The 21,286-nt window shown below is 48.1% G+C and carries 20 protein-coding genes and 1 rRNA gene; 1 reads left to right on the top strand and 20 read right to left on the bottom strand.

Annotation, left to right across the window (positions count from 1 at the left end; genetic code table 11):
• Positions 1–70: 70 nt before the first annotated feature.
• Together MKY92_RS00420 and MKY92_RS00415 are read right to left on the bottom strand one after the other, a co-directional pair.
• Positions 71–1,623 (bottom strand): 16S ribosomal RNA (locus MKY92_RS00420).
• Positions 1,624–2,064: 441 nt separating this feature from the next.
• Positions 2,065–2,616, bottom strand: coding sequence for a hypothetical protein (locus tag MKY92_RS00415; protein WP_339298742.1), 552 nt, complete (start codon positions 2,614–2,616; stop codon positions 2,065–2,067).
• Between the two features lie 86 nt (positions 2,617–2,702).
• Between MKY92_RS00415 and MKY92_RS00410 the strand changes: the two genes are divergently transcribed.
• The gene (locus MKY92_RS00410; RefSeq protein ID WP_339298741.1) at positions 2,703–3,293 is read left to right on the top strand and encodes a TetR/AcrR family transcriptional regulator; all 591 of its coding nucleotides are present in this window, start codon (positions 2,703–2,705) and stop codon (positions 3,291–3,293) included.
• Between the two features lie 86 nt (positions 3,294–3,379).
• On the opposite strand, the gene MKY92_RS00405 is transcribed toward MKY92_RS00410, so the two are convergent.
• The 18 genes from MKY92_RS00405 to nadA all read right to left on the bottom strand — a co-directional run bounded on the left by MKY92_RS00405 (position 3,380) and on the right by nadA (position 21,204).
• A complete protein-coding gene (locus MKY92_RS00405; RefSeq protein ID WP_339298740.1) occupies positions 3,380–4,717 on the bottom strand; it encodes a TrkH family potassium uptake protein in 1,338 nt (445 codons plus the stop codon).
• A 200-nt stretch (positions 4,718–4,917) separates the two neighbouring features.
• Entirely contained in the window at positions 4,918–6,429 is a 1,512-nt protein-coding gene (gene lysS, locus MKY92_RS00400) for a lysine--tRNA ligase (protein WP_339298739.1), read from the bottom strand.
• Positions 6,430–6,545: 116 nt separating this feature from the next.
• Positions 6,546–7,025 carry a transcription elongation factor GreA gene (greA, locus tag MKY92_RS00395; RefSeq protein ID WP_076216743.1) on the bottom strand — a complete coding sequence of 160 codons (480 nt, stop codon included), beginning with the start codon at positions 7,023–7,025 and terminating at the stop codon, positions 6,546–6,548.
• A 246-nt stretch (positions 7,026–7,271) separates the two neighbouring features.
• Positions 7,272–8,291, bottom strand: coding sequence for a tRNA dihydrouridine synthase DusB (dusB, locus tag MKY92_RS00390; protein WP_339298738.1), 1,020 nt, complete (start codon positions 8,289–8,291; stop codon positions 7,272–7,274).
• A 96-nt stretch (positions 8,292–8,387) separates the two neighbouring features.
• Positions 8,388–8,591, bottom strand: coding sequence for a helix-turn-helix transcriptional regulator (locus MKY92_RS00385; protein WP_047844502.1), 204 nt, complete (start codon positions 8,589–8,591; stop codon positions 8,388–8,390).
• Positions 8,543–9,091, bottom strand: a complete 549-nt coding sequence (gene folK, locus MKY92_RS00380) for a 2-amino-4-hydroxy-6-hydroxymethyldihydropteridine diphosphokinase (RefSeq protein ID WP_339298737.1) — start codon at positions 9,089–9,091, stop codon at positions 8,543–8,545. The genes MKY92_RS00385 and folK overlap by 49 nt, the downstream gene beginning before the upstream one ends.
• A 9-nt stretch (positions 9,092–9,100) precedes the next feature.
• Positions 9,101–9,463, bottom strand: a complete 363-nt coding sequence (gene folB / locus MKY92_RS00375; protein ID WP_062838071.1) for a dihydroneopterin aldolase — start codon at positions 9,461–9,463, stop codon at positions 9,101–9,103.
• Between the two features lie 117 nt (positions 9,464–9,580).
• A complete protein-coding gene (folP, locus tag MKY92_RS00370) occupies positions 9,581–10,444 on the bottom strand; it encodes a dihydropteroate synthase (RefSeq protein ID WP_339298736.1) in 864 nt (287 codons plus the stop codon).
• A complete protein-coding gene (locus MKY92_RS00365) occupies positions 10,441–11,325 on the bottom strand; it encodes an aminotransferase class IV (protein WP_339298735.1) in 885 nt (294 codons plus the stop codon). The genes folP and MKY92_RS00365 overlap by 4 nt, the downstream gene beginning before the upstream one ends.
• Before the next feature lies 1 nt (position 11,326).
• Positions 11,327–11,902: an aminodeoxychorismate/anthranilate synthase component II gene (gene pabA, locus MKY92_RS00360; protein WP_339298734.1), complete on the bottom strand. Its 576-nt coding sequence runs from the start codon at positions 11,900–11,902 to the stop codon at positions 11,327–11,329.
• 50 nt (positions 11,903–11,952) lie between these two features.
• Positions 11,953–13,566, bottom strand: a complete 1,614-nt coding sequence (locus MKY92_RS00355; RefSeq protein WP_339298733.1) for an anthranilate synthase component I family protein — start codon at positions 13,564–13,566, stop codon at positions 11,953–11,955.
• A gap of 140 nt (positions 13,567–13,706) precedes the next feature.
• Positions 13,707–14,645 (bottom strand): cysteine synthase A, encoded by a 939-nt coding sequence (gene cysK, locus MKY92_RS00350; protein ID WP_339298732.1) that lies wholly within the window; start codon positions 14,643–14,645, stop codon positions 13,707–13,709.
• Positions 14,646–14,988: 343 nt separating this feature from the next.
• On the bottom strand, positions 14,989–15,939 hold the full coding sequence (locus MKY92_RS00345; protein WP_339298731.1) for a peptidyl-prolyl cis-trans isomerase: 951 nt from the start codon (positions 15,937–15,939) through the stop codon (positions 14,989–14,991).
• 23 nt (positions 15,940–15,962) lie between these two features.
• Positions 15,963–16,883, bottom strand: a complete 921-nt coding sequence (gene hslO / locus MKY92_RS00340; protein WP_047844508.1) for an Hsp33 family molecular chaperone HslO — start codon at positions 16,881–16,883, stop codon at positions 15,963–15,965.
• A gap of 72 nt (positions 16,884–16,955) precedes the next feature.
• The gene (locus MKY92_RS00335) at positions 16,956–17,726 is read right to left on the bottom strand and encodes a type III pantothenate kinase (RefSeq protein WP_339298730.1); all 771 of its coding nucleotides are present in this window, start codon (positions 17,724–17,726) and stop codon (positions 16,956–16,958) included.
• A 6-nt stretch (positions 17,727–17,732) separates the two neighbouring features.
• Positions 17,733–18,599: a carboxylating nicotinate-nucleotide diphosphorylase gene (nadC, locus tag MKY92_RS00330; protein ID WP_339298729.1), complete on the bottom strand. Its 867-nt coding sequence runs from the start codon at positions 18,597–18,599 to the stop codon at positions 17,733–17,735.
• A complete protein-coding gene (gene nadB / locus MKY92_RS00325) occupies positions 18,596–20,230 on the bottom strand; it encodes an L-aspartate oxidase (protein ID WP_339298728.1) in 1,635 nt (544 codons plus the stop codon). The genes nadC and nadB overlap by 4 nt, the downstream gene beginning before the upstream one ends.
• Before the next feature lie 35 nt (positions 20,231–20,265).
• Positions 20,266–21,204, bottom strand: coding sequence for a quinolinate synthase NadA (gene nadA / locus MKY92_RS00320; RefSeq protein WP_036606114.1), 939 nt, complete (start codon positions 21,202–21,204; stop codon positions 20,266–20,268).
• Positions 21,205–21,286: the final 82 nt, after the last annotated feature.

Raw genomic sequence — 21,286 nt, 5'->3', positions numbered from 1 at the left:
CAACGAGTGAGTGTTTTGCAGCTAAGCTGCATATTTGAATGTTTCCGTTGCAGGAAACGATTCTCCATAGAAAGGAGGTGATCCAGCCGCACCTTCCGATACGGCTACCTTGTTACGACTTCACCCCAATCATCTATCCCACCTTCGGCGGCTGGCTCCTTGCGGTTACCCCACCGACTTCGGGTGTTATAAACTCTCGTGGTGTGACGGGCGGTGTGTACAAGACCCGGGAACGTATTCACCGCGGCATGCTGATCCGCGATTACTAGCAATTCCGACTTCATGCAGGCGAGTTGCAGCCTGCAATCCGAACTGAGACCGGCTTTGTTGGGATTGGCTCCATCTCGCGATTTCGCAGCCCGTTGTACCGGCCATTGTAGTACGTGTGTAGCCCAGGTCATAAGGGGCATGATGATTTGACGTCATCCCCACCTTCCTCCGGTTTGTCACCGGCAGTCTATCTAGAGTGCCCACCCGAAGTGCTGGCAACTAAATATAAGGGTTGCGCTCGTTGCGGGACTTAACCCAACATCTCACGACACGAGCTGACGACAACCATGCACCACCTGTCTCCTCTGTCCCGAAGGAAAGGTACATCTCTGTACCGGTCAGAGGGATGTCAAGACCTGGTAAGGTTCTTCGCGTTGCTTCGAATTAAACCACATACTCCACTGCTTGTGCGGGTCCCCGTCAATTCCTTTGAGTTTCAGTCTTGCGACCGTACTCCCCAGGCGGAGTGCTTAATGTGTTAACTTCGGCACCAAGGGTATCGAAACCCCTAACACCTAGCACTCATCGTTTACGGCGTGGACTACCAGGGTATCTAATCCTGTTTGCTCCCCACGCTTTCGCGCCTCAGCGTCAGTTACAGCCCAGAGAGTCGCCTTCGCCACTGGTGTTCCTCCACATATCTACGCATTTCACCGCTACACGTGGAATTCCACTCTCCTCTTCTGCACTCAAGTCACCCAGTTTCCAGTGCGATCCGGGGTTGAGCCCCGGGATTAAACACCAGACTTAAATGACCGCCTGCGCGCGCTTTACGCCCAATAATTCCGGACAACGCTTGCCCCCTACGTATTACCGCGGCTGCTGGCACGTAGTTAGCCGGGGCTTTCTTCTCAGGTACCGTCACCTTGAGAGCAGTTACTCTCCCAAGCGTTCTTCCCTGGCAACAGAGCTTTACGATCCGAAAACCTTCATCACTCACGCGGCATTGCTCCGTCAGGCTTTCGCCCATTGCGGAAGATTCCCTACTGCTGCCTCCCGTAGGAGTCTGGGCCGTGTCTCAGTCCCAGTGTGGCCGATCACCCTCTCAGGTCGGCTACGCATCGTCGCCTTGGTGAGCCGTTACCCCACCAACTAGCTAATGCGCCGCAGGCCCATCCCCAAGTGACAGATTGCTCCGTCTTTCCAGTTTCCTTCAGGCGAAGAAAACAACTATTCGGTATTAGCTACCGTTTCCGGTAGTTGTCCCAAACTTGAGGGCAGGTTGCCTACGTGTTACTCACCCGTCCGCCGCTAAGTATCAAGGAAGCAAGCTTCCTATCAACTCCGCTCGACTTGCATGTATTAGGCATGCCGCCAGCGTTCGTCCTGAGCCAGGATCAAACTCTCCAATAAAGTATTGAAAAGAGCGATAAGCTCATTTTGAATCTGACGAGATTAAAAATCTCATTTGTGCTCCAGCTGATCCAAGCCAAGGCTTGTTTCAAACTTTCGCGTTCATTCTGCAAGCAGAATGTTTACTCACTCGTTGTTCAGTTTTCAAAGATCAAACTTATTTTGTTACCGAGTGTTTTTCTCCTCAGCAACTTTTATATCTTATCACATCCGTACCAACTTTGCAAGATCTTTTTTTAAGTTTCTTTCGAAGCTTATTTCATTCGCTTGCTGCACCGTGTAAACTGTGTTTTCTTGGCCGGACTTAGAATATACCATGTACAGATATGCATTGCAAGTCTTTTTTTGAATCTAATATTAACAATCGGTTTGATTTAATACGGGGCGTACATACGGGATTCTCCCAACTTAGTCAGTTCGCATGCACGCTAACCCAGCTTTTTAATGTTTAACATTCCTAGCAGGAACCTTTCTTGGCCATAAACTATAACTAAAGCTTATCAGAAAATCGATTCCGAGTATTATTCCCCACACTCTGATCAGATTATCGAAGGCGGCTGTACGTTCAGCATCTCCGATCCACCATATCATGGTGAATAAAAAAGCACTTCCTATAGCCCAAGCAAATAGATGTCTAAACCATCCACTACGCTCACGACTCGCATGTTCTCTACCATATAACTTGTTGCTACGAGGATTCTCTCCACCCTTGAACCAATATAGGAAATATCGATCCGCCCAAGCGATCATCTGGTGACCATAAGCAATGCTTGCTCCTATATACACCGCAGCTATGCCATGAATCATACTTGCTGTAGCTCCTCGCTGTAGATCCATAACTGTAGCTACCAGCAATAACAGATCAATAACCGGCGTCGCCATTAACAAACCGATACCTAACCGCTTCATGCCAAGGAGATACCTCACACTCAGACCCGTGAACACAAACACCCAAAAGGCAATCTCACAACCTATAATGAAATAACCAATCATTTCAGCCTCTCCTTTTTTGATACAAATGTATTAAATATAATTTAGCACGTGTGTACTATAATAATCAACAGTGATATAATATGCCTATGCCTAAAATTGTTGATCACGATAAACAGCGTATGCTCGTAGCCGAGGCAGCATGGCGTATTATACGGAGAGATGGCATGGAACAAGCCTCTGTTCGGAATATCGCTGAAGAAGCTGGATTTTCGGTCGGTTCGATGCGTCACTACTTTTCTACTCAATCGGAATTACTACTATATGCTATGGATTTGGTATCTGAACGGGTGTCTCATCGAGTCCAACAAATGTCCTTCACTGGCTCTCCCATGGACAATATGAAATGCTTATTGCTCGAGTTCTTACCAAACACGGAAGAAAAACTGGCCGAAATGGAGGTGTGGTACGCTTTTACAGCCAGATCGAAAACCGATCCTGCACTCAAGGGACTTGCTAATACCGTATATGATGAACTTAGAAAAGCTGTAGGTTCTGTTATCACCTACTTGATTAAACTCGATCTCTCCAAACCTGATCTGGACAAAGAACTGGAGATCGAGAGATTGTATGCACTGGTGGATGGCTTGGGTATCCATACCGTGCTTAGACCAGATCAGATGAATGGCAGGCTCATGGACGATGTTCTCACCTTACATCTTGCTTCCTTGTGTCGTTAAACCAAAAAAAACCGCAGCACATTCGTTGTGACTAAGGCCCGTTACGATAACAGGAGTTAGTTCTGAATGTCTGGCGGTTTTTCTTTTTATCCGATAATGATCCGGCCTTCCGGATGACGATACAGTTTCTTCTCTTTGCGCGGACGAAGGGCATACGCGATGGTTAGTGGCCCAATCCGACCTACAAACATGGTAAAGGTAATAATGATTTTGCCCCAATTGGTCAACTCATCAGTCACTCCTACAGAAAGACCCACGGTACCGATTGCTGATGCAGCTTCAAACATCAGTGAAAGGAATGGCGCATCCTCTGTCGTAAGCAGAAGCATCACCACGATCATGAATATGATCAGAGAAACCATAATAATGGTCAGCGCCCTCATTAGCAGTTCTTTCGGAACACGCTGGCGGAAAAACACAATATCCTTATTTCCCCGAATCATGGCATACACTGCACCAATCATGATCAGGAATGTAGTCGTCTTGATCCCACCCCCGGTCGATCCCGGGGAAGCGCCGATGAACATCAGCAGAATGAAGAAAAATTGGGTAGCCTGCCTCATCTCCGTGATATCGATTGTACTTGTTCCCGACGAACGTGTAGAGACAGACTGGAAGAAGGACGCATAGATCTTCTCGCTCCAGGTGAGTGAAGCCAGTGTATGTCCATTGGTGAATTCGAAAACAAACAACACAATCGCTCCTATACCAATCAGCGCTCCGGATACAGACAGCACCAGTTTAGACTGAAGAGATAGACGACGGCGTTTGCGATACTCAAACAGGTCATTCAATACTACAAATCCAAGTCCACCAGAGATAACGAGCACAGAAGCGGTCACATTGAATACCCAGTCTCCGGTGTAGTATTGGAAGCTGTTACCGAACAGATCAAATCCGCCATTATTAAACAGGGAAACGGAATGGAATATTCCATAGTATATAGCCTGACCAAATGACATCTCCGTTGCCCAGCGCAGCGCCAGTATGACGGCAGCCACCCCTTCAATGGTAAAGGAGAAAATCAACACCTTGCGGATAATGCGTACTATCCCTTCCATACTGTCTGCATTAATGGCTTCTTTGAGTAATAGCCTGTCCTTGAGTGAGATTCGCTTGCCCAATACAAGCGCAAAAAGGGTTGCCATGGTCATGAACCCGAGTCCACCAAGCTGCATCAATACCATAATGACGATCTGACCAAACAAATTAAAGGTCGTCCCTACATCCACAACGACAAGTCCAGTCACACAAGCGGCAGAGGTTGATGTAAAGAGCGCATCAATAAACGCCAAATGCATACCGCTTTGGTTGGAGATTGGCAACATGAGAAGCACCGTTCCAATCGCAATGATAAGCAGAAAACCACCGACCAGAATTAACGGAGGAGATAAGAATTTGGCAAAGTGAAGCCTGAACTTCATGAAGGGCACCTCTTTTAACAAAATACGAACAGGTTAAAACAAATTCAAGACGCGGTGTTACCCTAATGGTGTGCTGTGAGCAAGGGCCTTCTGACAAACTTTATTTTTAGCGTCTATGTAAACCTAAAGAGGAACTTGCCCCAGCATGATACTGAACGGCAGGTTCCTCTTCTATTATGAACGTATCCTACGTTCCTTATTTAATCTTGCATACGAGGACGCATGTGTGGGAAGAGCAGTACGTCACGAATCGACGGGGAGTTAGTAAGCAGCATGATCAGACGATCAACTCCGATTCCCAATCCGCCTGTTGGTGGCATACCATATTCGAGCGCACGGATGAAGTCGTCATCCATCTCATGAGCTTCGTCGTTCCCATGTTCTTTCTCCAGCATCTGTGCTTCAAAGCGCTGACGCTGATCGATTGGATCATTCAGCTCTGTGAAGGCATTGGCATGCTCGCGTCCAACGATGAACAATTCGAAGCGATCCGTGAAGCGTGGATCTACATCATTTTTCTTCGCCAGTGGTGAGATTTCAAGAGGATGTCCCATGATGAACGTCGGTTGAATCAACGTTTCTTCTACAAACTCTTCAAAGAACGCGTTCAGGATATGACCAAATGTCATATGTTTCTCAACCGGAACCTTATGTTCCTTCGCCAAGTTATGTGCTTCTTCATCCGTCATGTGTACGGAGAAGTCTACACCCACAACTTCCTTAACTGCATCCACCATCGTAACACGGCGCCACTGCGGCGTAAGATCCACTTCATAATCTCCATACTGGATCACTTGCGTACCCAGTACTTCCTGTGCAATATGAGCAACCAAATTCTCCGTCAATTGCATAATATCCTTGTAGTCGGCATATGCCTCATACAATTCAATCATTGTGAACTCCGGATTGTGACGTGTGGACATACCTTCATTCCGATATACACGACCGATCTCATATACCTTCTCCAGTCCGCCAACAATCAGACGTTTCAGGTGAAGTTCAATTGCAATCCGCATGTACAGTTCCATATCCAGCGCGTTGTGATGTGTGATGAACGGACGTGCTGCCGCTCCTCCTGCGATGGTATGCAGCGTAGGTGTTTCCACTTCCAGATATCCAAGGGAATCCAGATAACGCCGCATCGATTGAATGATTTTGGAACGTGCGATAAAGGTCTGTTGTACGTCCGGGCTCATAATCAGGTCAACATAACGCTGGCGGTAACGCAGCTCTACGTCGGTGAGACCATGGAATTTATCCGGAAGCGGATAGAGCGATTTGGACAGCACTTCAAGATCTTTAACTTTGACAGAAGTTTCACCTGTTTTGGTCTTAAAGATCACACCCGTTACCCCAACGATATCGCCAAGGTCCAGCAGGCTAAATGCCGCATACTTGTCTTCAGGCACGCTATCCTGACGAACATAGATCTGGATTCTGCCGCTCAGGTCCTGAATATGTGCGAAGCTTGCTTTACCCATTCCCCGCTTCGCCATAATCCGTCCGGCAATACTGACCTCGATGTGCTTCTCTTCCAGCTCTTCCTTGGTCAGTTCTTCATACTTCTTCAGAATGGAGCCGGCTTCTTCGGTACGTACGTATTTTTGGCCAAAAGGGTCGATTCCCAATTTGCGGAGCTCGTCCAATTTGTCACGGCGAATTTGTAAAAGCTCGCTAAGTTCGGTTTCCTGATTCAAGACTTCATCCGTCATGATCTGTATTCATCTCCTTATTTACATTGCAGGCATCCCGTGAGGACACTCTTCCTCAAATGTTGAAAAAGCTTCCCTAGGGAAGCTTTTGTTTACCGTGCCCAACTGCTTCGTTACTATAGCTTTTTAATATCTACAATTTTATATTGAATTACGCCAGCAGGCACACTTACATCAACCACTGTACCATTTTTCTTGCCCAGGATCGCTTTACCCACAGGGCTTTCGTTTGAGATCTTGTTCTGAAGCGGGTTAGATTCAGCAGAACCTACAATTGTATATTCTGTGATATCACCAAATTCCAAATCTTCCACAGTAACTGTTGCACCTACACTAACGACATCGGTGTCAATCTCATCACTGTTAATAATGCGTGCGTTCCGAAGCATTTTCTCCAAAGTAATAATACGACCTTCAATGAAAGCCTGTTCGTTCTTGGCATCTTCGTATTCAGAGTTCTCACTGATATCTCCATACCCGATGGCTACCTTAATCCGTTCAGCCACTTCGCGGCGCTTCACTGATTTCAATGTTTCCAGTTCTTCTTCCAGCTTCTTAAGTCCCTCTGGTGTAAGGATAACTTCCTTGTCGCTCATCTCAACCGATTCTCCTGTCATGGGAATAATTTGGATTGTACGGCAACGGAATCAGTGCTACTTACATAGCTCCGCCCGCATACATCTTCAAAACTATATGAAGTTCTCCAGAGAAATAGAATATTCCTCCTGATGACTAGCCTTTAATTAACGCACATGGCGAATTTATACTGTGAAAGTATAGGGGAACGATCTCGAAAAGTCAATGTTACGTCCTCTATAGCTGTAAACGTTTTACAGTCTTAATTACGATGCACTTCCGGCAATTACCAGTTCTGACTCCAAATTGCCTTCGCTTTTCAGCTGACTCACAAAGTTCTCCAGAATCTGTACCATCTCATCACGCTTGGTACCTTCCATAATAACGTCCTTGATGCGAGCAGATCCTTTCAAGCCTTTCAAATACCAAGCCAAGTGTTTGCGCATCTCGCGTACAGCAACCGTCTCATTCTTCAATGCGATCAGGCGATCCATATGCAGGATGGCAACACGGATCTTCTCTTCACCATTCGGGTCAGGAAGCAATTCACCCGTGCTTAAGTATTGAATGGTACGATACAGCATCCAGGGGTTACCCAGAGCGGCACGGCCGATCATAACTCCGTCACAACCCGTTTCATCCAGCATACGGCGTGCATCCTCTGGTGTATGGACATCACCATTGCCGATCACCGGAATAGAGACAGCCTCTTTTACATCTTTGATGTGTGACCAGTCCGCTGTGCCTGTATAGAGTTGCTCACGCGTACGTCCATGTACACTTACCGCCTGTCCACCAGCACGTTCAACCGCGAGCGCATTCTCCACCGCGAAGATATGCTCGTTATCCCATCCGATGCGCATCTTGACCGTCACCGGCTTCTCAACTGCGTCCACGACAGCCGATACCATCTCATAGATTTTTTTCGGATCAAGTAACCAACGTGCACCTGCATCACATTTCGTTACCTTTGGCACAGGGCATCCCATGTTAATGTCGATGATGTCTGCATTGGTTTCTTGGTCCACGATTTTGGCTGCTTCTACGAGGGAATCACGATCTCCCCCAAAAATCTGAAGGCTCAGCGGTTTCTCACGCTCATCTACAAACAACATCTCACGTGTACGCTGGTTGCCATGGACAATGGCTTTGCCACTCACCATCTCCGCGCATACGAGGCCTGTTCCGAATTCTTTTGCGATCAAACGAAAAGCCGGATTACATACGCCAGCCATCGGCGCAAGTACGACCTGGTTTTTCATTTCAATGCCACCAATGTTAAGCACGGTAGTCGTTCCACTCCTTTTTTAATTCTGTATATATCACGATATAAAGTTCGATCAGTGTCTTGGTTGTTGTAACATGGCGAAACCGAAACGGTCCTAGTTACCCCGCAACTCCTCGATACTGATTGCCAGCACACCAGCAATTCGATCAAGCTCTTGCTGTGATACCTTACGGTTTCCCCGTTCAATGGTTCCCAGAATGGCCAGCGAGATGCCGGTCTCGGCCGCAAGTTCATGTTGTGTTAAACCTTTCAGCTTCCGGAATGCCCGAATTCGATTGGCCAATTGCATGTTTTCCAAAGCTGTATTCCATCCTTTCCATCCAGTACAGACAACGATGCGTGTACAAAGGTATACAAACCTGAAATCTCGCCCTCCGGTACGATATCCGACAGTGGCACCAGTACAAAAGCCCGTTCTCCCATACGAGGATGAGGCAATTGAAGTAATTCGGTATCTCGCGTCTCACCTTGCATCCAGAGCAGATCCAGATCAACGGTGCGCGGTCCCCAGCGAATATCACGAACACGTCCAAGCCGGTTCTCGATATCCAGTAATTCCGTGAGCAATTGCTCTGGTGTCAGCATCACCTGTACGGCGACTGCCATATTCAGAAACGCAGGCTGATCTACATATCCTACAGGCTCCGTCTCATATAGTGCAGAACAACGCAGAACGGATATATGAGGGTGTTCATCCAGCAAAGACAATGCTTCAAACAGCGTCTGTTCCCGGTCACCCAAATTGGCCCCTAAAGCAATATAAGCCTCTGAGAATTCAGAGGTCGAATGTGCAATCATGATCGGTTCTCACTTTCTTGTGCGGCGAAGCTCTACCGTTACGCCCTCAAAATGAATATCGAATGGCGGATGTGGCTTCGTCACCTTGACTGTCAATGCATTGATAATAGTATAAGTGTCCAGTAAAGAAGATGCAATATGTTCGCCCAAAGCTTCAATTAACTGGAATGATTTATTCTCAACAATCTGTTTTACCAGCTCATGGATCTCCGCATAATTAATCGTTTTGGTCAGATCATCGTTACGTCCAGCCTCGCTCAGGTCCATATCAATCTCCAGATCAATATAGTACCGCTGCCCCAGCTTCCGTTCTTCTGCAAAAACGCCATGATATCCGTAATACTCCATACGATGCAATACCATTCTATCCATACGATCCGCCTACCCTCTATATATATTGAAATTTTAATCTATTTGAAGATATGCTTTTGCTTTACCTTTGAAAAACGCTACGCTTCCACTGGACGGGTCACTCGGGACCCGCCAGCATTATTTCCTCCGTAGACCCGGAGAAGCATATAACATGGCATCACACATGTCTGCCGTCCGCCGAATCGGCTTCACATCATGAACTCGAACCATCTGGCATCCTTGGGCAATGCCAAATGCAACGGTCGCAGCCGTTCCTTCCAGCGCATCATCCGCACCGACATTCAGGGTGTTCTGGATGAATCTTTTGCGTGAGGTGGCTAGCAGAACGGGATACCCCATTTCATTGAGCAAACCGAGCGATGACATGAGCTTCAGATTTTCTCCGAGATCCTTCACAAAACCAATGCCCGGGTCCAGGATAATTTGCTCTGCTTTCACGCCGGCTGTTAATGCAATCTGTATGCTTTCCTGCAAATCACTGACGACATCACTCAGATAATCGGTATAGTTTCGCTTCTGCCGATTATGCATCAGAATGATGGGACACCCCAGTTCTGCAGCCGTGCGGGCCATATCTGGATCTGCCTTGGCACCCCACACATCATTAATAATATGGGCACCGGCTAGAATAGCCTGACGTGCAACCTCGGCTTTATACGTGTCTACCGATATCGGAATATGCGGGGCTTGCTGATGCAATGCTTCAATAACCGGAATGATCCGGCTGAGCTCTTCATCGGCGTTGACTACCTCTGATCCGGGTCGGGTAGATTCCCCACCGATATCAATCAGGTCAGCACCGTCTTCCATCATCTGCTTGGCATGGGCAACCGCCCGCTCCACATTGTTATAACGTCCACCATCCGAGAACGAGTCAGGCGTGACGTTAAGAATGCCCATAATCTGTGTTCTTGTACCCAGCTTCAACTCAGCTGGCCCCCATGTATAGTTCCGTTCATAGATGACAGGTGTAAGTGTCATGAAGTATACCCCGCTTTCTGCCGGTACATACCCAGAAGGACTGCTGTAACCGAGCCAATATGTCCGTTGCTAATTATCGTTTCGGCTCCGTCCTGATCCCGCAGAATCGTCACCGGAACCAGTTCGGCCACCGAGCCTGTTAGAAATATTTCATCTGCTTGCAGGAGATCCTCCCAGGCAGCTAACGTTTCTATGCAGGGAATTCCTTGTTGCGTGGCGATCTCAAGTGCCACAGCTCTCGTGATGCCCGGCAGAATGCCGGTTGAGAGTGCTGGCGTGTAGAGTACACTTTCCCGTACCCAAAACACATTGCTGACGATCCCTTCCGCTATATGACCATCCCGGGTTAATTGTAACCCTTCCGCACCCTGCACATGCTTCCCGTACCCATTAAGCTCCCGTTTTGCCAGAATGCTGTTCATGTAATGCAGTGACTTGAACCGCACTTCTCCTTCGGGCGTGTTGCGAGGTGTAGACAGCCGTTGGAGCATTTTGCCGCACTCATATAAAGAAGGAGATGGTTCAGGTAATGCTTTTGCCAGTACGATATGATTTGGCTTCGAATAATCACCAGAAGGTAGGCCTAGCGGTGCTTCACCGGCTGATACCGTATAACGTACATACGCATCCCGAAGTCCGTTCGCATCCATCAAACGTTGAATCCAATCTGTCACCTCTGCCGCGGTCGTTGTAAATGGAATGCCAAGTTCCTTACAACCAGAGGCCATACGCTCCAGATGCCGTTCCAAAAGATATGGGACACCTTGATACGTCCGGAACGTCTCAAAAATTCCCAGTCCGTACAAAAAGCCGTGATCCGTTACAGGAACCACGGCCGCCGCCATATTGACCAACTCTCCGTTTATCGCGGCATATTGCATGTTATACCTTCACTTGTTGGGACAAAAAGTTACGCAGCATCTGATGACCATGGTCTGTAATAATGGATTCTGGGTGGAATTGAACCCCTTCAATCGCATATTCTTTGTGGCGCAGACCCATAATCTCACCTTCAGCTGTCTCCGCTGTAATCTCCAGGCAGTCAGGCAAGCTGCTGCGCTCGACAATCAGGGAGTGGTAACGGGTAGCTGTGAATGGAGATGGCAATCCGGCAAATACCGATGTCCCATTGTGGTGCATCTCGGATGTTTTGCCGTGCATCATGCGCTCCGCACGAATGACATTGCCACCAAATGCTTGTCCAATGGACTGATGCCCCAGACAAACACCAAAGATCGGAATGCTTCCCTTGAAATGATCAATAACTGCCAGGCTGATGCCTGCTTCATTCGGTGTACATGGGCCCGGAGAGATCAGAATGTGATCAGGTGCCAGTACCTCTATGCCTGCCAGATCAATCTCGTCGTTGCGGCGAACTTCCACCGTCTCACCCAGTTCACCCAGATATTGAACCAGGTTGTACGTGAAGGAATCGTAATTATCGATAACCAGTATCATATGCCTGCTCCTCCTCATCTTCCGTCAATACAAGTGACGGTTGCTTCGTTTTATTTTAGTTTAACAGCTTCTGTTCGCCCCGCTTGTTCTTGTTCAATAGCTCTGCTTGCTTCTGCCTCTTCGCTGTAATTCACAGCTCTCATCATGGCTCTTGCCTTGTTGCGGCATTCCTTGTATTCCCGATATGGATCGGAATCAATGACAATTCCTGCACCGGCCTGTACATAACCAATACCACCCTTGATGGCAAGCGTACGAATGACGATGTTCAATTCCATATTTCCACTGTAATCCATCCACCCGATGGAACCCGTATAAGGCCCACGCCGCACAGGCTCAAGTTCCTCGATAATCTCCATGGTGCGGACTTTCGGGGCTCCTGTAATCGTTCCACCCGGGAATGTCGCAGCGATCACATCAAATACGGATAACCCTTCTGCCAGCCTGCCTTCCACCTGGGAAACGAGATGCATGACATGGGAATACTTCTCGATGGTCATCAATTCAGGCACATGAACCGAACCGTAGGCTGCAATCCGTCCGATATCATTACGTTCCAGATCAACGAGCATAATATGCTCAGCCCGTTCCTTCTCACTGCTGAGCAGTTCATCCGCCATAGCATTATCTTCTACTTCATCCCGGCCCCTTCTTCGGGTCCCTGCAATGGGACGTGCACTGACTTTGCCATTCTCCACTTTGACCAGAAGCTCGGGAGATCCGCTTACCAGTTGGAAGTCTGGACTACGCAGCATACCCATATACGGCGATGGATTCACAAGGCGCAGCCATTCATAAATATGCTCAGCGCTCGAATGAAGCCGCTTCTCCTGTCTCAAGGACAGATTCACCTGGAACACGTCACCCTGCCTGATATATTCCTGCACCGTGCGTACAGCCTGTTCAAAGTCCTCCTGGGGAAAGGAGGTCTCCCATCCTTCCGATTCCCTTTCCGAATCTTCAGGCTGCGGGGTACGATTGACCCGCTTGTTGCGACGTTCCATTGCCTGCTGCTGTTCCTCGGCCTGTGCAAATCCCATAATGTGAAGCCAACGTTGCTGCATCGCTGTCGCTCGTGCTTCTGCCGCTGAATATAGACTACGGATATCCGTTTCGTTCCGGTTAGGCTCTATAGCCAGATGAACCATGCAGAAAAGCGCCTGCTGCTCATGGTCATACGCCCATATTTCTTCAAAGCGCATCCACCAATAATCCGGCAGAGCCGGGTTATCTTCAGCCAAGACGGGAAGCTTCTCCAATGATCTTGCTACATCGTAGCTGAGATAACCTGCATATCCACCCCCAAAGTCTGGAGCCCCATTAACCTTGGGTGCGCTATATGGGGCAGTCCATCTCTTCAATACATCAAGCGGCTTGCCGCTGTCCGTCGAGGTCGTTCCTTGCGTCACATCATGAATAACCGCTTCTTGACCTTTACCGGAAATAACGGATACGGGGTCTAACCCCAGAAATGTATATCTCCCGCCTTTGCCATTCTCCAGCACAATTGCGTATGGTGACGCCTGCTCCCAGGCCGCCTCCCACGATAACGGTAAACCGCCATGATACGGCCCCTCATCCGACTTGGTGATATAGGGCATCATGGTCCAGCCTTGTTCAGCCCACTCCATCCAGTCGGCGTATGTTGTCATCAGGTGTGTCATTGCGGTGTGCCGCCCTCCATCTGTCGCTAGTTCTATTGTCTGATAGTATACTAAAGCGTCACGCCTTTTAAAAGCATTACGCCAAAAATCCTCCATACCCGTCATACGGGCAAGGAGGATTGGTTTTGTCATTTGTAGACTTAGCCTTCGAAGTTGTAAAGAGGTGTGCTGAGGTAACGTTCGCCGTTACTTGGCACGATTACGACAACGCGCTTGCCTTCACCCAACTGTTTCGCAACCTGAAGACCTGCACGGATCGCCGCACCGGAAGAAATCCCAGACAGAATGCCCTCTTCCTTCGCTACCTGACGAGCCGTCTCGAATGCATCATCATTCTCAATGTGAATGATCTCATCATAGATTTCCTGATCCAGAATCTCAGGGATAAAGTTGGCACCAATCCCCTGGATCTTATGTGGACCTGGTTTGCCGCCCGCCAGAATTGGCGAAGCTGCTGGCTCAACCGCAATAATTTTAATACCAGCAAAAGCTTCTTTCAGCACTTCGCCTGTACCTGTAATTGTTCCGCCTGTACCAATTCCCGCAACGAAAGCATCCAACGTACCACCTACAGATTGAATTGCTTCAACAATCTCAGGGCCAGTCGTTTCACGGTGGATCTTCACGTTGGCTTTATTTTTAAATTGCTCAGCCATGAAATAGGAAGGATTTTCTTTCAGCAGTTCTTCAGCTTTTTTAACAGCACCATTCATACCTTCAGCTCCAGGTGTAAGCACAAGCTCAGCACCATACGCACGAAGCAAGTTACGACGCTCCAAGCTCATCGTCTCAGGCATTACAATAACGGACTTGTAGCCTTTGGCTGCAGCCACCATCGCGAGTCCAATTCCCGTGTTACCACTTGTTGCTTCAATAATGGTATCACCCGGTTTCAGCTTGCCTTCTTTTTCCGCTTCTTCCACAATGCTAATTGCGATACGGTCTTTCACGCTTGAACCTGGATTCTGGTACTCCAGCTTCACGAATATTTCAGCACTGCCTTCAGGTACGATACGATTCAGACGAACAAGCGGAGTACCTCCGATGAGTTCTGTTACGTTATTAACTACTTTAGCCATATGAATGCCCTCCTTAGTGGATGAATAAAACTTGAGTCCTGTTAACCTATACTGTGCGGCCGGTAGCCTCTAGCTGTTATAGAAGAACTGCGGAAATCCTGTTGATCCTATCCCTTACTGCTAAGATTTCTAGACAGGCGGAGGTTTCCGAAAGTTTCTTTGTTCATAAGTAAATCCTTTATATCCGAGTAAACGAGTAGGTATTTATTATTTTCATCTTATCAACGTTAACCCTTATTGTCAATATGAGTACTCAAAAAAATACTCTACCTTTGGCCCTAAGACCGCAGACAGAGTATTTTTATCAAGATGCAGCAGTACGAGACAATCTTTTCCATTGCATTCAGGAGGCAGGAATCTCGGACAGGATGACGGCTTCATACTTGTTACGCAGCATTTGCTCTACCTGCGGCAACGGATCAGCCTGACTCAGAGCCAGTTGCATTCGAATCTCCTCACGGACCTCTTCGGCCGATTGCACCTGGCGTTCTTCTTTATCATTAAGTCTGATAATAACATAACCTTCTTCCACTCGAACCGGTCCGGCAATATCGCCTATATCCAGTCCGGCAGCAAGTTGAAGGATTTCTTCTGACTGGAATGGATCATTCCGCTCAATCCATCCCAGCCTCCCACCAGCATCACGAGAGAAGCTGTCTGTCGATTGCTTGCGAGCAGCTTCTTCAAAGTTCTCCCCCTTCTCCAACGCATCCAGTAAGGAATCGGCTTCCTCTTCTTCCTTCACTACGATGATGGACAAGTCATATTTCTCGGGGGAAACGTAATCCTCACGGTGTTCAGTCCAGTAATGTTCAATATCTGCATCCTTGATCTGTATGCCAATCGTTGCGATTTTCTCAAGCAGCAGCCTGTAGCCGGCCTCCAATTCAAGTTCCTGTTTTGACAGGCCCAATTGAGACTTCATTTCGTCAAAATATGATTTCTCTGAATCGTACCCATCCATCGCGGCGGCAAGTTCTCTTGCAATCTCTTGGGGAGTGACAATCAGCTTGCGTTCAATTGCTTCGGCATATACTGCTTTACGGTTTAACATCTGGAGTAATAACTCACTGCCGTAACGTCGTTTCAGCGCATCGGTCCACTCTTTATCTGTGATAACTTCTCCGTTGATCGTCGCTACGGTGCTTCCTTCTTCCGTGTTGGCATCATGGGATGCATCTGCCTCGTCTCTGCCCTGTCTGAGACCATGCATAGCCATCACCGTACCCATGACCAGCATACCTAGCGTCAAGACAATTACAGCCGTCCACAACCCTTTTTCCTGTCTTGTCATTCCGCATCCCGTCCCCGCATAGATCAGTTCTTGGCTTGCTCTAGGATGGTCTCAAGTTGTTCTTTGTTAAAGTCATAGGCTTCATTACAGAATTGGCAGACCACTTCAGCCTGGCCCTCTTCTTCAATTAATTGCTCCATCTCCGTTTGGCCCAAGCTGATCAGCGTCTTCTCTACTCGCTCACGTGAACACTCACAGCTAAAATGTATATCCAATCCTTCCATCACTTGTACATCTGGCAACAATCGGCGAAGCAACTCTTCCAATTCAAGTCCCTGCTCCAACAACGTCGTCACTGGCGGCAACGTACTAATGGCATTTTCGATCGCCGTGATCTCTGGATCTGTCAATCCCGGCAACAGCTGCATAATGAATCCACCTGAGACAATAACGGAATTATCCGTATCAACGAGCACACCAACGCCTACAGCAGAAGGTGTTTGCTCCGATTGCGCGAAGTAGTACGTGAAATCTTCGCCCAGTTCTCCTGAAATAATAGGCACACTGCCACGATATGGCTCTTTCAGTCCCAAATCCTTCGTTATGTTGATGAAACCTTCCGTTCCAACTGCGCCTGCAACGTCCAGTTTTCCCACACTATTACTTGGCAAATGTACATGCGGATTAGAAACATATCCTCGTACTTCGCCTTTCGCATTGGCGTCAGCTACAATCTGTCCAATGGGACCATCACCGTTGACTTGTACCGTTAACTTCTCTTCACCTTTGAGCATTGCACCCATAATGGCTGCTGTTGTAACCGTACGCCCCATGGCAGCTGTAGCCGTGGGAAACGTATCGTGTCTTCTGCGTAGTTCCTCAACCAGTTCCGTAGTCTGGATAGCAAAGGCTCTTACCTTTCCATTCATTGCTGTACCACGAATTAACCGGTCATGCTTGTTGTTGTTTTCCAAGTCATTCAGCCTCCTTTGGCGTATCGCCATAATAGTATTAACACAGAAAAACGGCACAACATTTAAGCTGTAATCTCAGCCCGCTGTATGCCGTCACTATGCTCACCTTTCTCGGTTCCGCTCATATATAATACGCAGCCCTTCAAGCGTAAGCAGCGGATCAACTTCCTCTATACTACGGGTTTCTTCTGCGATAAGTGTAGCGAGACCACCCGTCGCGATAACTCGGGGCTGCGCTCCCATCTCCTCGCGAATACGTTCTACAATACCATCTACCTGGCCTGCATAGCCAAATATAATACCCGCTTGCATGGCATGAATAGTATTACGGCCAATGACCTTTTTAGGTTTCTCCAGCTCTATACGAGGCAACTTGGATGCCCGCTCATAGAGCGCTTCAGTGGCAATCTGAATGCCAGGTACAATAGCTCCCCCCAGGTAGTGACCTTTCTCGTCAATACAGTCAAAAGTCGTTGCAGTACCGAAATCGACCACGACGAGAGGGCCGCCATACTTCTCAACGGCTGCCACTGCATTAACAATACGATCTGCACCCACTTCACGAGGGTTCTCGTATCGCAGGTTCAAGCCAGTTTTGATACCAGGCCCAACGAGCAAAGCTTTTTTGCCTACATACTTCTCACACATCGCTTCGATTACATTCACCAGTGGCGGAACCACAGATGAGATGATGACACCTTCGATGTCACTTGCCCTGATGCCGGACATATGAAATAAATTATAAATCAATACGCCGTATTCATCCACTGTTGACTGACGTGATGTACTCAGACGAAAGTGGTGCAGCAATTCCCGGCCTTGATATACGCCGAGCACCATATTGCTGTTCCCCACGTCTACAACTAGAATCAAAGAGGTTCACCCCTCTTTCTTTTCATTTAAATCCAGACTAATATCCAGGCTCTCAAAGGAATAGGTTAACCTGCCAACCGAAATTACATCCACACCACTCTCTGCAATACCACGAATGGTCTGAAGAGACACGTTACCGGATGCTTCAACCTTCACATGAGGAGCCTGTTCACGAATAAGTTCAACTGCTTCACGCATCCGCTCTGGATGCATGTTATCCAGCATAATGATATCTGCCCCGGCTTGCAAGGCTTCTCTCACCTGCTCCAGATTTTCAGTCTCTACTTCAATCGTCATCGTATGTGGGATAACGGTTCGCGCACGCTGTACCGCCTCGGTGATTCCGCCTGCACCCTTGATGTGGTTATCCTTAATCATAACGGCATCGTACAGTCCAAATCGATGATTCGCTCCGCCACCCACGCGCACCGCATATTTCTCAAGTAATCGGTGGCCCGGCGTTGTCTTACGTGTATCCACGAGCCTGGTCTCAAGACCATCCAGCACATCCACGTAGGCACGCGTACGCGTAGCTATTCCGGACATACGTTGCAGCAAGTTAAGTGCCAGTCGTTCCCCCGTAAGCAGTGAATGTGTACTTCCCTCTACCTCGGCCAAAATCGTGCCATGGGCAACCTTGTCGCCGTCTGTTACCTTCGGTGTAAATACAAGATCAGGATCAACGACTTGAAATACAAGTTCAGCTACGATCATGCCTGCAATAATACCATTGTCTTTGGCGTGTATAATGGCCTTGGATTGGTTGCCTGCCGGGATCGTCACATTTGTTGTGACGTCACCTGCACCAACATCTTCACGAAGCCAGTTTTTGATTGATTCGATAAGCCCTTCATTATATCCATTCAGTATCATGACATCAATTCCTCCACAATCGCTTGTTCTCGCTGCTGCAGACTATGCTTCTGCCACACGATATCATCACGCGCCGGGAAATCCTCACGATAGTGAGCCCCCCGACTCTCCTCGCGGTGTAATGCCCCGCTGGTAACTAACCAGGCACAGGTCAGAAGGTTGGCATACTCCAACTCTTCCTTATGAGTGAGTGTCTGATCAAAAAATTGCAATTCCTGTTGCAGCTTGTCCATGGCCTTCTGCAGGTCCTCACCATTCCGGCGCAAGCCTACCTGACGAACCATCATTTTCTGTAGTCGTAAACGTCTTTCAGATATAGGTTTTTGCTCTTTCATGATCTTGCTATTCATGTTATTCATGTCCACAGATGAAGGCGCAGCCCCTCTTGCTTGTAATAAACCAAGCGCAGGTAGAGATTGAATACGATCAACAATTCTCCGCCCAAATACAATCGCTTCTGACAAGGAGTTGCTTGCCAGACGGTTGGCTCCATGCACTCCTGTAGAAGACACCTCGCCACAAGCAAATAATCGGGAGATGCTGCTCTCTCCACTTAAATCCGTTTTCACTCCACCCATCATGTAATGGGCAGCAGGTGCAACCGGAATCCAGTCCGTTGTCATGTCTAATCCATAACGCATACAAGTCTCATATATGGTAGGGAACCGATGCTTGATCATCTCTGGCTGTTCATGTGTAATGTCCAAGTACACAAAGGTACTGTTGGTGGACTCCATCTCACTAACAATCGCTCGTGCCACGATATCGCGTGGGGCCAGTTCAAGCTGGACATGATAACGATCCATGAAGCGCTCACCCTTCACATTGCGCAAATATGCTCCTTCGCCACGTACGGCTTCTGACACAAGGAAGCGCGGGGCCCCAGGGTAACAAAGAGAGGTGGGGTGGAATTGGATAAATTCCATGTCACGAACAATAGCCCCAGCCCGATAAGCCATGGCTACACCATCGGCAGTAGCTACATCCGGATTCGTCGTGTATCGGTACAGTTGTCCTGCCCCACCAGAGCAAAGAACGGTTGCCTGTGCCTTCACAAACACTTGCGATCCGTCATCCTTCTGAACCAGAGCGCCAATGCATTCCCCTCGATCTGTAATCAGGTCAACAACAAAATGCTCATCCCATACTTCAATCCCGGGATGCTCATTCACTTCAACAGCAAGCGCACGTACAATCTCATATCCCGTTGCATCTCCGTTGGCATGCAAAATACGGCGGTGGCTATGCGCACCTTCCTGCGTCAACGCCAACTCGCCGTTCTCCAGATCAAATAAAGTACCCAAACGAATCAGTTCCTTCACTCCGTCCGGACCCTCATTCACCAATACCTCTACCGCTTCGGAGCGGCATAAGCCCGCTCCTGCTACAAGTGTGTCTTGCAAGTGGTAAGCAGGTGAATCATCCTCAGCAATAACCGCAGCGATGCCTCCCTGCGCATATCTGGTGTTACTTTCAAGTAATGACTTCTTAGTGATCATTAATACACGTTGTTGTTCACTTGCCTTAATGGCAGTAAACAAACCAGCAATCCCTGAGCCTATAACCAGTACATCCGTCTCTACCGTGGGTAGCGCAGACAGATCAAAATCAACTAAATATTGCGGTATCATGTTATTCACCTGTCTTGGAGCAAGAGTAGCGCATCCTACTTTACCAACAACATGCGCTCTAGTGATTCTCTGGCTTTGTCGGCAACGGCCGGTGGAACGTAGATTTGTGGCTTCATCGTTTCCAGGCATTTCACCAGTTTCTTCAAGTTGTTTACCTTCATGTTGGGACATACGAGGAACTTGGTAGCAAAGTGGAACTGTTTATCCGGACTATCCAGACGAAGCTGATATCCTGTACCATCTTCGGTACCTACGATAAATTCCTTCGCTGATGAATTTTTGCAATACTCCAGAATAGCTGTTGTGCTGCCTACAAAATCACCCATTTCCACAACCTCAGGGCGACACTCTGGATGGACAACAAACTCTGCATTTGGATGCTTGGCTCTCATCTCCACCACATCTTTGACTGTAAGCATATCGTGAGTGTTGCAGTAACCTTCCCAGATAATCATTTTCTTGTCTGTATGCTGCTGCACATAATGTCCCAGGTTTTTATCCGGTACCCAGATAATCTCGTCGGAATCCACCGATTGAATAACCCGGACTGCGTTCGCCGATGTACAACAGATGTCAGTTTCTGCCTTGATCTCTGCCGAGGAATTGATATACGTAACCACCTTGGCATTAGGATGTTGTGCTTTCAATTTGCGTAGTCCATCCACATTCACCATATCTGCCATTGGGCAGCCCGCACGCTCGTCCGGGATAATAACTGTTTTATTTGGCGCAAGAATTTTAGCGCTTTCACCCATAAAATGAACACCACAGAAAACAATCACATCCGCATCTGTTTGTGCTGCCTTCTGGGCTAACAGAAACGAATCTCCACGGAAGTCGGCAACCTCCTGTACTTCGTCACGTTGATAATAATGGGCAAGAATAATGGCATTACGTTCCTTCTTCAACACCATAAGCCGCTCACGCAGCTCGCGGTTCATCTCAGCCTTGCGCTCTAAAGCCAGAGCTTCCACCTGTGATCCTCTCCTTTATCGGGACAGCGTCATGCGCTGTTTCGTGGGCTAACCTAAGTCGTTATCTTCGCTTGAGAAACGA

The sequence above is a fragment of the Paenibacillus sp. FSL R5-0623 genome (genome assembly GCF_037974265.1).
Lineage (GTDB): Bacteria > Bacillota > Bacilli > Paenibacillales > Paenibacillaceae > Paenibacillus.
This window is presented reverse-complemented; position numbering and strand designations above follow the sequence as displayed.

Bases quoted from the DNA above. Each gene is read 5' to 3' on its own strand.
- folK (WP_339298737.1), bottom strand. From the start codon at position 9,091: ATGATTGCACATTCGACCTCTGAATTCTCAGAGGCTTATATTGCTTTA.
- MKY92_RS00410 (WP_339298741.1), top strand. From the start codon at position 2,703: ATGCCTAAAATTGTTGATCACGATAAACAGCGTATGCTCGTAGCCGAG.
- MKY92_RS00415 (WP_339298742.1), bottom strand. From the start codon at position 2,616: ATGATTGGTTATTTCATTATAGGTTGTGAGATTGCCTTTTGGGTGTTT.
- nadB (WP_339298728.1), bottom strand. From the start codon at position 20,230: ATGATACCGCAATATTTAGTTGATTTTGATCTGTCTGCGCTACCCACG.
- greA (WP_076216743.1), bottom strand. From the start codon at position 7,025: ATGAGCGACAAGGAAGTTATCCTTACACCAGAGGGACTTAAGAAGCTG.
- MKY92_RS00355 (WP_339298733.1), bottom strand. From the start codon at position 13,566: ATGACACACCTGATGACAACATACGCCGACTGGATGGAGTGGGCTGAA.
- cysK (WP_339298732.1), bottom strand. From the start codon at position 14,645: ATGGCTAAAGTAGTTAATAACGTAACAGAACTCATCGGAGGTACTCCG.
- MKY92_RS00405 (WP_339298740.1), bottom strand. From the start codon at position 4,717: ATGAAGTTCAGGCTTCACTTTGCCAAATTCTTATCTCCTCCGTTAATT.
- folB (WP_062838071.1), bottom strand. From the start codon at position 9,463: ATGGATAGAATGGTATTGCATCGTATGGAGTATTACGGATATCATGGC.
- nadC (WP_339298729.1), bottom strand. From the start codon at position 18,599: ATGATACTGAATGGATATAATGAAGGGCTTATCGAATCAATCAAAAAC.
- lysS (WP_339298739.1), bottom strand. From the start codon at position 6,429: ATGACGGATGAAGTCTTGAATCAGGAAACCGAACTTAGCGAGCTTTTA.
- MKY92_RS00345 (WP_339298731.1), bottom strand. From the start codon at position 15,939: ATGACAAGACAGGAAAAAGGGTTGTGGACGGCTGTAATTGTCTTGACG.
- folP (WP_339298736.1), bottom strand. From the start codon at position 10,444: ATGACACTTACACCTGTCATCTATGAACGGAACTATACATGGGGGCCA.
- hslO (WP_047844508.1), bottom strand. From the start codon at position 16,883: ATGGCGATACGCCAAAGGAGGCTGAATGACTTGGAAAACAACAACAAG.
- MKY92_RS00365 (WP_339298735.1), bottom strand. From the start codon at position 11,325: ATGCAATATGCCGCGATAAACGGAGAGTTGGTCAATATGGCGGCGGCC.
- pabA (WP_339298734.1), bottom strand. From the start codon at position 11,902: ATGATACTGGTTATCGATAATTACGATTCCTTCACGTACAACCTGGTT.